The following is a 13,144-nucleotide window of genomic DNA, read 5'->3' as shown; positions in this document are numbered from 1 at the left end:
AGATCAGAGAGGCTCGCGCCTGTCAGTAGGGACCTCCGTAGGGGCTCCGATAGAAGCTCGTAGGATGGGTAGAGCACTTGCGAAACCCATCAGGCTTGTCGTTCGATACTTCGATGGGTTTCGCTTCGCTCTACCCATCCTACGAGCTCATCATGGTCGGTTCGCTGCCGCCCCTGAGAATGGCACCGCGCCGTAGATAAGCCACAGCGGGCGAGTTTGCTGCAAAACAAGGGTCCACCGGACCTCGGACGAGCATCAGCTGGAGTAGTTTCAAATGGGCGGAATCCATTCAGAACTGGCTGAAAAGGTCGATCATGCGTTGCGCGAGGTGAAGGCCGCGGTGCGTGACCTCACTGTGACCGTCTTCTGCCTGCGGCAGGCAGAAGCCCTTCGCAGCATTGATCGAGCCAAGGCCAGCCTTGCTCATGTGTTGCAGCTCCGGAACCGTGAAAACAAAAAGAATGCTGCATGTGACTGAGCCTCAGTGATACCCCATCATCGCGACCGGCTGCTTTTCTCAGTTGAAGTCCGGCCGGACGTCCGCACCGCGGCGACCGCAGGCGGAGCGGATGAAGCTCGTAGGATGGGTAGAGCACTTGCGAAACCATCAGGCTTGTCGTTCGATAGTTCGATGGGTTTCGCTTCGCTCTACCCATCCTACGAGCTATGAAAGTACTCCATTGCGGTGACCCCGTGGCAGGAGTGCCGGCGCCGCCACGGCGAGCAGAACGACTGCTGGTGTCTGCCATATGATGTCTCGAAATAGAAACGGCAGTACCTTTGTCGACGGTGCGATATCCCAGAGGCCGCGACCAATACCCAAGCGCGAATCTGGTCTCAATTCAAAGGCGTGTATTGCTGGGTCTCACACGCTTCGATAATGACCGACTGTCTGGATCCTTTGTAGACGTCGTCGAAGAATACCGAATAAGGGGGGCGTCGCTCTTCTGGCGATGGGTTCGCTTCTCTCAAGCAGATGAAGTATTCACCCGGACCGTGGTAAGTTTTGCGAAGGGTGGAGATCTCAAAGGGCTTCTTCAACTTTGCCTGGACCACAACGTTTTGGACGCCTTTTAGTACTTCCTCTTGGCTTGGCGGTACTACTGGCGAAGCGGTCGGCAGCGGCACAGGCGTGTCCGTCCATATTCCACTCGAACAGGCGGACAAGAGTAGGCAAAGCAACGGTGCACAACGCATGAAGGATGATCCTGGTTCAGGATCAAGCACGAGCGCGCCCTCGTTCGAGATCGGCAGCCGCGGGTCGATAATTGCCTGCTAACTCCTGTTCCAGTTTGCGCATGTTCAACGTCTTGCCCTAAAGGTCGCTCGTTGGGCGTACAGACGAAACAGTGGGAAAATGAGGAGGATGGATGCGCCTAGCGAGAATAGTGTCAGCGACATGTTCCAGCTCAGCGGCCGATACCAAAATTCAACAACGTAACGGCCAGCGCGTTCAATGCTGACACCGCGGAACACGCCGTCAACTCGATATAGGCTTTGCTCAGTGCCGTCGAGACTGGCGTGCCACCCTGGGAAGTAGAGATCGCTGAGAACAAGCATTCCCGAACAATGTGCAGCTACCACGGCTTTGACCGAATTGGGGTAGACGGTAAACTCCTCAACATCCAGCTTTTTCTCGGCGCAATCGGTGCTGCTAGGCAGGTCCCGCTCAACTACGGCCGTGTCCGACAGATTCACGAGACGGGCGAGTGAATCCCATGCCTGCGCTTGATCTTCAACGTTCTTGATGTTCGTCGCCAAAAACAGACGAAGATTTGCGCTTGGATTCTCCAAGATGGAAGTACCCGTTGCCTCATCGGAGAAGGTCTTATGGAGCCGCCCAGGTTCGTCCCTTTCAACAGGGCGTTGGGTCGTCACGTATTTGACGCCCGCCAGTGAAAAGAAGCGGAGGTTTCGATAAAGTTCATCTATTGCCGACATGTTCGGGACCACACCTACATTGGCAGCATACCAGTTCGGAATGTGGAGGCCGCGGTCCATGAACCGTTGGAAGAACTCCCGGAAAACGTTGGGCACGGTCGGGACGATCCAGCTTAGCCCGGGAAGCCCAAAGCCGGTTTGCGTGTTCGGCATTGGCGCCGCGTCCAACGCGAAATGGCGGTACAGTCCATTCTGCTGAAGCTCGACCAGTTTCTCAAGGTATGGCGGCCGTGTCAGTGCGTCATAGCGCCGAGGTGGTCCGTAATCTGTTATTTTGGCAAAGACGATCATTGGCAGCGCGATCGCAAGGAATGCGGCGGTTGCGGCGACTACTGTGTTGAATTGTTGAGTGAGGCGAGAGGCAGCAACAAAGAGCGCAAAGACGAGGACGTAAATTGCAGAAATGCAAAGCTGCAAGCCCCAGGAAAATCCACTGGTGTTGTAAGCGACCGCTGGCAACGCCAAGCTGAGTCCAGCTACCATCATGAAGCGCCATCCGGCGCCATAGCGATCGTGAAGCTCGGTCAGCAAGATTGGTGGCAAGACGGCCCAAATCAGAGCAACGACTAGCGCACTAACTGCTTCTCCATAGGTCGGTACGTGCGAGGAGAGTATCTGGCATAAGAGCTCGAAGGCCAGCCCAGCGACGAGAAAGCAATGGAGAATTAAGACCCGCCGCAGATTCACTGTCGCGCGCTGGACTGCTGCCAGCCCTATGGCGGCGAGAACTGCCACAGCGAATGTCATGAGGAACGCGCCATAGCGAGGCCATATAATCTCTTTGAGGACGGGTAATTGTGCCAAGAACTGGAGCGGAGGAAATCCGTAGATCTTGAGAGCTACGAACAAGAACAGTCCGAGGAAGAACCAAGCGTACCGCGATTTGCCAGCGAGTAATCCGGCAAGCACGAAAAAGATTACGGAGGAGGGCAACCAGCCAACCGACGCGTATTCGCTTCCAGCCAGGTCGAGAAAGGAGTGCTGGTGTATTCCCCCAAACAAGGCCGGGAAGATGAAGTTGCCGAAGCCATGTACATTGACCGACAATTCGCCTGCCGAAAAAGACCAGGTCTGATGAGGTTGATAGGATAGTTGAAACGTCTCCAAGAACGTGAGCCAAACCGGAGCCGCTAAAGCGAGTCCCAGAGCTGCTCCAATGCACAGGTCGGCGAGAGTTCTTACAGGGCGGGCCGACCGCGAGACTGAAAATAAGCCATAGGCGCAAACCGCTAAGAGACTTGGAATGAAAGCTTCGGGATGGCCAGCACTCACCGTGCAGAATACGCCAACCGATATGGTCGCATACTTCCATCTCCAATCCGGCTCAGTTGTCGTCCGTTCAACTGCGTAGAGCAGGAATGGAAACCAGGCTGCTACTCCGGTGATTTCTCTCAAGCCAAGCCAGCCGGAAAACCAACCCGAGCACAGAATGACAAGTCCGCCGAACGCGGCTGAGAGCGGATCGAGTCCGATGCGCAAGAGGAAGAGCACAAGAAATACGGCTGCGAGCCACCAGTTTAGAAACAGCACGAAGTCGCCGAAGCGCGGCGGCACGACTGCGTGCAGCCAATTGGGCGGATAGAGGACGGCCGACAGACCATTTCCGAGGTGCGGCATTCCGAAGCCGAGGTAGGGATCCCAAAGGGGGATGATCCCTTGGCGCAGTGATCGTCCAAGAAACTGATCGTAATTGTAGGAAGCGTTGAAGGCGCCTCCTATGTCGTTCTCTACCGTGTCGAGGGGCACGCGTTTCAGATAACCAAAAGGGACCATCGGCCCAAGAAGGCCTGACGTGCTTAGGGTTGGCGCCAAGGGTACCCGCGTGCGCCCACCGAAGAAGACGAGCGCATTAAGTGACACCATGGTAAGGACCAAGCCGATTATGAGCTTGACCCTGCCGATCTTCGGTAGTTTTGGCGAAATAGGGATGGTAGCGGTATAATTCGCTGGTTGCCAAGCAACCTTCCCTTTCGCCGCGTGGATGCCCCCACCTGCGGCCATGAAATGCCCCAACCGAAACGTGCAGAAATAAATCGAAACAACTGATAATCAGGAAAAAGTTGCATGTAAAGGGATCTCGCTCAAAGCGAGCGATTTCCTAATGCAAATCAGATCTCGCATCGCAGCAAGAGGGTGAGCGCCTTTGAGCCTTCGATCCGCCGTGCCCCAGGAGCGCACCCGCAACGACATTCCATGGGACTCGCGCCGATACTAGGGATGCTTGCTTACATCATCTGAGCAGCCCGCTGGCCCGCCACGGACTCGGATGCAGCTCGTAGCTCGTAGGATGGGTAGAGCACTTGCGAAACCCATCAGGCTTGTCGTTCGACACTTCGATGGGTTTCGCTTCGCTCTACCCATCCTACGAGCTGCTGGGCATCCGCCAGTTCGGGTGCGGCGAGGATACGACAGCCAAGCGGCCGGCCGCAGAGAAGGCCATGGGTGAGTAGCCTTTCCAGTGGGTCGCTCACCTGACTAGTTGCATTGCGGATGCGTCGTCGGCGCTTCCCGTGCCTCCGTGGGCTGCACGGCTCTCGCAGCTTCGTGATCACGCCGATACGTTCGAGCAAGGCTCATCGTAGTAGAATGACCCCGCCTCGAAGAGGAGCCCGGCCATGAAGAAGATCGTGATTGCGACGACCTTTGCTGCCGTTACTCTTACCGCCTATCCGGCGGCCGCATGCGATTGGAACCGTCAGGCAAGCGCTAAAGATCCCGTTGTCGCCGCCACCGCGCCTTCCACAACTGTTGGACAGGCCTCACAAGGCGCTGCGGCCCAGCCCACGGGTGTTGCTTCCGATGAGGGCACTCGCAAGCCCGTCCAAGAATCGGCGCCGGTTGTTTTGGTCACTGACCGCCACTAGGCGCGCCCGCGATCCTCTCGACGACCGTGCGTGAAGTTAGTTCTGGAGCCGGACGTCGGACGACGTCACGCGAGCATTTCCCCTCGCGCCGATCTCGCAGGCTCGGGCCTGGCGTATCAGTCGCTCTCTCTCCGCGCTCGAGGCCACCGAGTGCGCGCGCAGGCGCACCTCCGCGGCCTGCTCGAGGAGCCGCTTTCGTTCAGCAGCGAAGTCCGGAGTTTGCATCCTAGTCCCCCGTCGACTTTCCGAATCACGGATCAGGATAGTAGACATGGGCACCCACTGCCGTCGCCCCTCGGCCACACTCAGCACATTACGTCCGCTTATCAACAGCGCCGCTTGGCGGCGCCAGCCCGTGCGCGCCGCCGCCTGTGCGTTGGACAGACATTGCCTCACCACCCAACCCAGTGAGCCAAATTGAGCCTCAACCTATTGAAGTTACTGGGGTCGGAAAATGAGCTGGCGATCCCGGCAGGACTCGAACCTGCAACCCGCGGAGTAGAAATCCGCTACTCTGTCCAGTTGAGCTACGGGACCGTCTGGACGGCCCCGAAGGTGGGGCCCGGCGACGTCTTAGCATGCCAAATATGAAAAATCCGCACGTCCGCCAAGTCCGAAGTGAAGTCCGGATCGAACCGTTTTCCCCCGTCGCGCGACAAAGCGAAGCGATGGACTCTTTTCGTCCCGTTCTGCCCAGCGACGCTCCAGACGTTGCACTTGCGTTGGGGACTTAAGTCCACCAGCTAATCTTGTCCGGTGCTGCCACAGGCTGAGGCGGCGCCAGGGGCGGCACTTCGGAGGCCCACTCGGGCTTGCTTGCCAATGGCGCATGCGACGTTTTGCTATTCTGGTTCCATCGCCTTGAGTCTGTCACCTTTCCGCGCATTTCATCGCCTACGCGGCGCTTGTCCGCGCTCCCGGGAGTCCATCATGATCGGTTTTGTTCGCGCCGTCACAATCTGCGCAGCGCTGGCGCTCGGCCTGGTATCGGCGCAGGCCGCCGACAAGGCCTTCAAGCGCGACGATCTTGCGGACGCTGCGATCAAGCTGGAAGCCCAGATCAAGAGCGAGGCGGGGCCGGTCGCCAAGACCAACGCGACCCTGCGCACCGACGCGGATGCCGCCTTCAGGCGCAACGATGTCCGCAGCGGCCTTTCCGTTCTCGGCCAGATCGCCGCCACCACGCCTGAGGATGCCGGCAACTGGCTGCGCCTTGCGCGCGTCATCTTCCCGATCACCCCAAAGAGCTCGAGCGAGCAGACTTTCCTGCTCGAGCGCGCCTCGACCGCCGCCTACATCGCCTACATGCGCGCCGGCAATCCGGGCGAGGAGGCGGATGCGCTCGCAGTGCTCGGCAGGTCGCTCTCCGAGCGGCATTTGTTCCGGCCGGCGCTGGATGCGCTGCGGCTGTCGCTCGACATGCGGGAGGTCGCCGACATCAGAGGCCAATATGAGAAGCTGCGGGACGAGCATGGCTTCCGGCTGCTCGACTACACCGTCGATTCCGACTCGGCGAGCCCGCGCGCCTGCTTCCAGTTCTCCGAGGAACTCGCCAAGCGCACCGACTTCGCGCCGTTCCTGGCGCTCGCAGGCACCGACAAGCCGGCGCTGTCGGCCGAGGGCAAGCAGCTCTGCGTCGACGGCCTGAAGCATGGCGAGCGCTACAACATCAACTTACGCGCCGGCCTGCCGTCGACCGTGAAGGAGGGGCTGCCGAAATCGGCCGAGTTCAACATCTATGTGCGCGACCGCAAGCCGTTCGTGCGCTTCAACAGCCGCGCCTACGTGTTGCCGCGGACAGGCCAGCGCGGCATTCCCGTGGTCAGCGTCAATACGCCGGCGGTCAATATCAACGTGTTCCGGATTGGCGATCGCAACCTGATCAGCACGGTTGTCGACAGCGACTTCCAGAAGACGCTCTCCCGTTATCAACTCTCTAATCTGGGCGACGAGCGCGGCGTCAAGGTCTGGTCCGGCGAGCTCGCGACCGCGATGACGCTGAACCAGGACGTCACCACGGCGTTCCCGGTCGACCAGGCACTCGGTGATCTCCAGCCCGGTGTGTACGTGATGACGGCCGCGGCCAAGGGGCCGGGCAGCGACGACGATTCCCAGCTCGCGACGCAATGGTTCATCGTCTCGGATCTCGGCGTCACAGCCTATTCCGGCAATGACGGCATCCATGTCTTCGTGAACTCGCTGGCCTCGACCGATCCGGTCGGCAAGGCCGAGGTGCGTCTGGTCGCCCGCAACAACGAGATTCTGGCGACCCGCAAGACCGACGATGCCGGCCATGTGCTGTTCGAAGCGGGGCTGGCGCGCGGCGAGGGCGGGCTGTCGCCGGCGCTGCTCACCGTCAGCGGCGAGAAAACCGACTATGCCTTCCTGAGCCTGAAGACCAGCGCCTTTGATCTCACCGATCGCGGCGTTGCCGGACGCGAGGTTCCGGCCGGCGCCGACGCCTTCGTCTATGCCGAGCGCGGTGTCTACCGCTCCAACGAGACCGTGTACCTGACCGCGCTCCTGCGCAACGGGCAGGGCAATGCCGTGACCGGCGGGCCGCTGACGCTGGTGATCGAGCGTCCCGATGGCGTCGAATTCCGCCGCGCCGTGCTGTCCGACCAGGGCGCCGGCGGCCGCACGCTCTCCGTGCCGCTCAACTCGGCGGTCCCGACCGGGACCTGGCGGGTGCGCGCCTTCACCGACCCGAAGGGCTCATCGGTCGGCGAGACGACTTTCATGGTCGAGGATTACGTCCCCGACAGGATCGAGTTCGACCTCTCGTCCAAGGACAAGCTGATCAAGGCGAATGCTCCGGTCGAACTGAAGGTCGACGGACATTTTCTCTATGGCGCGCCGGCCTCGGGCCTCCAGCTCGAAGGCGACATGCTGGTGGCACCCGCCGCCGAGCGGCCGGGCTTTGCCGGCTACCAGTTCGGCGTCGCCGACGAGGAGACGACCAGCAACGAGCGCACCCCGCTGGAAAACCTCCCCGAGGCCGATGCCAATGGCGTCGCGACCTTCCCGGTCACGTTGGACAAGCAGCCGGCCTCGACGCGGCCGCAAGAGGCGCAGATCTTCGTCCGCATGGCGGAGACGGGCGGCCGCGCCGTCGAGCGCAAGCTCGTGCTGCCGGTCGCACCCGCGGCCGCGATGCTCGGCGTCAAGCCGCTGTTCGGCGACAGGAACGTTGCCGAAGGCGACAAGGCCGAGTTTGACGTCGTGTTCGTCTCGCCCGACGGCAAGACGCTGCAGCGCGACGGTCTGCGCTACGAGCTCCTCAAGATGGAGTCGCGCTACCAGTGGTACCGCCAGAACAATTACTGGGAGTACGAGCCGGTCAAGTCGACCTCGCGCGTCGCTGACGGCGATCTCACCATTGCCGCCGACAGGCCTTCGCGCATTTCGCTGAACCCTCGGCCGGGCCGCTACCGGCTGGACGTGAAGTCGAACGACGCGGACGGTCCGGTGACGTCGGTGCAGTTCGATGTCGGCTGGTATTCGGACGGCAGCGCCGACACGCCCGACCTTCTGGAGACCTCGATCGACAAGCCGCAATACGCCTCCGGCGATACCATGACGGTGTCGGTCAACGTGCGCAGCGCCGGCAAGCTCACCATCAACGTGCTGGGCGATCGCCTGCTGACCACGCAGACCGTCGACGTCAAGGAAGGTACCGCGCAGCTCAAGATCCCCGTCGCTAGCGACTGGGGCACCGGCGCCTACGTGGTGGCAACGCTCCGTCGTCCGCTCGATGCGGCTGCCCAGCGCATGCCGGGCCGGGCGATCGGCCTCAAATGGTTCGGCATCGACAAGCAGACGCGCACGCTGGCCGTGAAGCTGACGCCGCCGGCGCTGATCCGGCCGAATGCGATGCTGAAGATCCCGGTCAAGCTCGACGGGCTCAACCCGGGCGAGGATGCCAAGATCGTCATCGCGGCGGTCGACGTCGGCATTCTCAACCTCACCAACTACAAGCCGCCGGCGCCGGATGACTACTATCTCGGCCAGCGCCGCCTGACCGCCGAGATCCGCGATCTCTACGGCCAGCTCATCGACGGCATGCAGGGCACGCGCGGCCAGATCAAGTCCGGCGGCGACGCGGGCGCTGCCGAGCTCCAGGGCTCGCCGCCCACGCAAAAGCCGCTCGCGCTCTATTCGGGCATCGTCACGGTCGCCGCCGACGGCACCGCCGAAGTGAGCTTCGACATCCCGGAGTTCGCCGGCACCGCGCGCGTCATGGCGGTGGCGTGGACTGCGACCAAGCTTGGCCGCGCCAACACCGATGTCGTGATCCGCGATCCCGTGGTGCTGACGGCGACCCTGCCGCGCTTCCTGCTCAATGGCGATCACGGCACGGTCAATCTCGAGATCGACAATGTCGAAGGCCAGGCCGGCGACTACACGATCAACGTGAAGACCAGCGGTCCGGTGAAGATGACCGGCAGTCCCGCGACCACGGTCAAGCTCGCCGCCAAGCAGCGCAACTCGTTCTCGCTCGCGCTCGATGCGACCGCGGCGGGGCAGGCGACGCTCGATGTCGACATCAAGGGCCCGAACGGCCTTGCGCTCGCGCGGCACTACGCGCTCGACGTCAAGGCGGCGACGCAGGTGCTGGCGCGCCGCTCGATCCGGACGCTGGCGAAGGGCGAGAGCCTGACGCTGACCTCCGACATGTTCTCCGACCTCGTGCCGGGTACGGGCAGCGTCTCGGTCTCTGCGAGCCTGTCGACCGCGCTCGACGCCGCGACGATCCTCAAGGCGCTCGATCGCTATCCCTATGGCTGCTCGGAACAGATCACGAGCCGCGCCATGCCGCTGCTCTACGTCAACGAGCTCGCGGCCGGTGCCCATCTTGCGATGGACACCGAAGTCGACCAGCGCATCCGCGACGCGATCGAGCGATTGCTCGCGCGACAGGGCTCGAACGGCTCGTTCGGGCTGTGGTCGGCTGGCGGTGACGACGCCTGGCTCGATGCCTATGTGACGGACTTCCTCAGCCGCGCCCGTGAAAAAGGCTTTGTGGTGCCGGACGTGCTGTTCAAGAACGCGCTCGACCGCATCCGCAACTCCGTCGTCAACGCCAGCGAGCCGGAGAAGGACGGTGGCCGCGATCTCGCCTATGGCCTCTACGTGCTTGCGCGCAACGGAGCAGCTCCGATCGGTGATCTCCGCTATCTCGCCGATACCAAGCTGAACAATCTGGCGACGCCGATCGCCAAATCGCAGCTTGCGGCAGCGCTCGCACTAGTCGGCGACCGCAACCGCGCGGAGCGGGTCTATGGCGCAGCACTCGATAGCCTCGCGCCAAAGCCCGTGCTGGAGTTCGGCCGCACCGATTACGGCTCGCAGCTCCGCGATGCCGCAGCACTCGTCTCGCTCGCCGGTGAAGGCAACGCGCCGAAGGCGACGCTGACGCAAGCGGTGTCCCGTGTCGAGACCGCGCGCGGACTGACGCCTTACACCTCGACGCAGGAGAATGCGTGGCTGGTGCTGGCGGCGCGGGCGCTGGCGAAGGAAAACCTGTCGCTCGACGTCGACGGCCAGCCGGTCAAGACCGCACTGTACCGCAGCTACAAAGCGGTGACGCTGGAGGGCAAGCCGCTGAAGATCACCAACACCGGCGATGCTCCGATACAGGCCGTGGTCTCGGTCTCGGGCTCGCCGGTCACGCCGGAGCCTGCGGTGGCAGCCGGCTTCAAGATCGAGCGCAACTACTTCACGCTCGACGGCAAGCCCGCCGACATCAGCAAGGTCAAGCAGAACGATCGCTTCGCCGTGGTGCTGAAGATCACCGAGGCCAAGCCTGAATACGGGCACATCATGGTGTCGGACTATCTGCCGGCGGGTCTGGAGATCGACAATCCAAAGCTGGTCTCGTCGGGCGACAGCGGCACGCTGGACTGGATCGAGGATGGCGTGGAGCCGGAGGATACGGAGTTCCGCGACGACCGCTTCACCGCAGCCGTCGACCGCGCCTCCGACGCCAAGTCGGTCTTCACCGTCGCCTATGTCGTGCGCGCGGTCTCGCCCGGCAAATACGTGCTGCCGCAGGCCTATGTCGAGGACATGTACAATCCCTCGCGCTACGGCCGTTCGGGGACCGGGTCGGTTGAGGTGCGAGCGGCGAAGTGAGTGATGGTGAGATGAGCGAAGGCGCTAATAGCTCTCGTCATTCCGGGGCGGCTCGAAGAGCCGAACCCGCAATCTCGAGATTCCGGGTCTGGTCCTTCGGACCATCCCGGAATGACAGCAGAGGGGCGGGGCGCCGCGTTCCTCGTCTCCTCTCAGCGCTTGCGCTCGCCTTCATCCTCACCATCTGCGCCTTCGTCGCCTGGGCCATCTCCCTCGGTCCACCACCGCTCGACGAGGCGCGTGCAGTCTCCACGACCATCGTCGACCGCAACGGAAAACTCCTGCGCGCCTATGCGATGGCCGACGGGCGCTGGCGGTTGCCGGTCGAGACCAAGGCGAACGTCGATCCGACTTATGTGAAGCTGCTGCTCGCCTATGAAGACCAGCGTTTCTACGCGCATGACGGCGTCGATCCGCTCGCGCTCGGGCGCGCCGCGATCCAGCTTGCGACGCGCGGCCATATCGTTTCGGGCGGCTCGACCATCACGATGCAGCTCGCGCGGCTGATGGAGCCGCGGCGGCAGCGCTCGCTCCATGCGAAGCTGCGGCAGATCGTGCGCGCGATCGAGCTGGAACGTAGCTTGAGCAAGGACCAGATCCTCGATCTCTATCTCGCGCTGGCGCCCTATGGCGGCAACCTCGAGGGCATTCGTGCAGCCTCGATCGCCTATCTCGGCAAGGAGCCGAAGCGGCTGTCGCTCGCGGAAGCCGCGCTTCTGGTCGCGTTGCCGCAATCGCCGGAGACGCGCAGGCTCGACCGTTATCCCGAGGCGGCGCGCATCGCGCGCGACCGCGTGCTCGACCGCATGGTCGAGGAGCATCAGATCAGCGCTGATGATGCCAAGCAGGCGAAGGCAGTCCCCGTGCCGAAGCTGCGCAAGCCGATGCCGATCCTAGCGCCGCATGCGTCCGATACCGCGCTTTCAACCGTCAAGGATACGCCGGTCATCAAGCTGACGCTGGACGCCAATCTCCAGAAGGTGCTGGAGCCGCTCGCGCGCGACCGCGCTATCGCGCTGGGTGCGAACATCTCGGTTGGCATCATCGTCGTCGACAATGAGAGCGGCGACGTGCTGGCGCGCGTCGGCTCCGCCGATTATTTCGACGACAGCCGGGCAGGGCAGGTCGACATGACCCGCGCGCTGCGCTCGCCGGGCTCGACGCTGAAACCGTTCATCTATGGCCTCGCTTTCGAGGACGGCTTCGTCCACCCCGACAGCCTGATCGACGATCGCCCAGTCCGCTTCGGCTCCTACGCGCCGGAGAATTTCGACATGACGTTCCAGGGCACGGTGCCGGTGAAGAAGGCGCTGCAGATGTCGTTGAACGTACCGGCGATCGTGCTGCTCGACCGTGTCGGCTCCAGCCGCCTGGCCTCGCGGCTGCGGCAGGCCGGCGGCAATCTGGTGCTCCCCAAGGACGAAGCGCCGGGTCTCGCCATGGGTCTCGGCGGTGTCGGCGTCACGCTTCAGGATCTTGCGCAACTCTATGCGGGCCTCGCCAGGCTTGGAACCACGCGCCCGCTGCGCGAAATCATGACCGACAGGGACGCGCGCGAGCCGCTGCGGCTGCTCGACCAGGTCGCAGCCTGGCAGGTCGGCAACGTGCTCCTCGGTACGCCGCCCCCCGAAAACGCCGCCCACAACCGCATCGCCTTCAAGACCGGGACCTCCTACGGCTATCGCGATGCCTGGTCGGTCGGCTTTGACGGCCGCATGACCATCGCCGTCTGGGTCGGTCGTCCCGACGGCGCGCCGGTTCCCGGCCTGATCGGCCGCGCGGCGGCGGCGCCCATCCTGTTCGACGCTTTCGCCCGGAGCGGCAAACTGCCGGTTCCGCTGCCCAAGCCGCCGAAGGGAACCCTCCTCGCGAGCAACGCCAAGCTGCCGTTACCCCTGAGGCGGTTCCGCCCCGTTGGGGAACTCGTCCGCACCGGCGGCGAGCAGGCGCCCCACATTCAGTTTCCCCTGAATGGCTCCCGGATCGACGTCGACCGCTCGGCGGGTGCCGAGGCTGCCACCATGCCCGTGAAAGTCGCCGGCGGCGTCCTGCCCATGACTGTACTGGTCAATGGCACCGCGCTCGGCGAGATCGACGGACGGCGCCAGCGGCTGATCGATCCGCCCGGGCCGGGCTTCGCGCGGCTGACCGTAATCGACGCCACGGGCGCCGCCGACACAGTTGTCATTCGAATTCAATGATCC

5 protein-coding genes and 1 tRNA gene are annotated in these 13,144 nt (G+C 62.8%); 4 read left to right on the top strand and 2 right to left on the bottom strand.

Features of this window, described 5'->3' with window-relative positions:
* The first annotated feature begins 274 nt into the window (after window positions 1-274).
* Complete coding sequence (locus NLM33_RS06235) at window positions 275-478, top strand: hypothetical protein (RefSeq protein ID WP_254095240.1); 204 nt, start codon at window positions 275-277, stop codon at window positions 476-478.
* 824 nt (window positions 479-1,302) lie between these two features.
* Here the strand turns inward: NLM33_RS06235 and NLM33_RS06230 are convergent.
* Complete coding sequence (locus NLM33_RS06230; RefSeq protein ID WP_254095239.1) at window positions 1,303-3,942, bottom strand: hypothetical protein; 2,640 nt, start codon at window positions 3,940-3,942, stop codon at window positions 1,303-1,305.
* A gap of 614 nt (window positions 3,943-4,556) precedes the next feature.
* Between NLM33_RS06230 and NLM33_RS06225 the strand changes: the two genes are divergently transcribed.
* Window positions 4,557-4,805, top strand: coding sequence for a hypothetical protein (locus NLM33_RS06225; RefSeq protein WP_254095238.1), 249 nt, complete (start codon window positions 4,557-4,559; stop codon window positions 4,803-4,805).
* Between the two features lie 460 nt (window positions 4,806-5,265).
* Here the strand turns inward: NLM33_RS06225 and NLM33_RS06220 are convergent.
* Window positions 5,266-5,342: transfer RNA gene (locus NLM33_RS06220), tRNA-Arg, on the bottom strand.
* A 393-nt stretch (window positions 5,343-5,735) separates the two neighbouring features.
* Between NLM33_RS06220 and NLM33_RS06215 the strand changes: the two genes are divergently transcribed.
* The gene (locus NLM33_RS06215) at window positions 5,736-10,940 is read left to right on the top strand and encodes an alpha-2-macroglobulin (protein WP_254095237.1); all 5,205 of its coding nucleotides are present in this window, start codon (window positions 5,736-5,738) and stop codon (window positions 10,938-10,940) included.
* Between the two features lie 11 nt (window positions 10,941-10,951).
* Window positions 10,952-13,141 carry a penicillin-binding protein 1C gene (pbpC, locus tag NLM33_RS06210; protein ID WP_254095236.1) on the top strand — a complete coding sequence of 730 codons (2,190 nt, stop codon included), beginning with the start codon at window positions 10,952-10,954 and terminating at the stop codon, window positions 13,139-13,141.
* The last annotated feature ends 3 nt before the right edge of the window (window positions 13,142-13,144 follow it).

It is taken from the genome of Bradyrhizobium sp. CCGUVB1N3 (assembly GCF_024199925.1).
In the GTDB taxonomy this organism is placed as follows: Bacteria; Pseudomonadota; Alphaproteobacteria; order Rhizobiales; family Xanthobacteraceae; genus Bradyrhizobium.
Note: the sequence above shows the minus strand (reverse complement) of the source record. Positions and strands in the feature narration are given on the sequence as shown.

Bases quoted from the DNA above. Each gene is read 5' to 3' on its own strand.
- pbpC (WP_254095236.1), top strand. From the start codon at position 10,952: ATGAGCGAAGGCGCTAATAGCTCTCGTCATTCCGGGGCGGCTCGAAGA.
- NLM33_RS06230 (WP_254095239.1), bottom strand. From the start codon at position 3,942: ATGGCCGCAGGTGGGGGCATCCACGCGGCGAAAGGGAAGGTTGCTTGG.
- NLM33_RS06225 (WP_254095238.1), top strand. From the start codon at position 4,557: ATGAAGAAGATCGTGATTGCGACGACCTTTGCTGCCGTTACTCTTACC.
- NLM33_RS06235 (WP_254095240.1), top strand. From the start codon at position 275: ATGGGCGGAATCCATTCAGAACTGGCTGAAAAGGTCGATCATGCGTTG.
- NLM33_RS06215 (WP_254095237.1), top strand. From the start codon at position 5,736: ATGATCGGTTTTGTTCGCGCCGTCACAATCTGCGCAGCGCTGGCGCTC.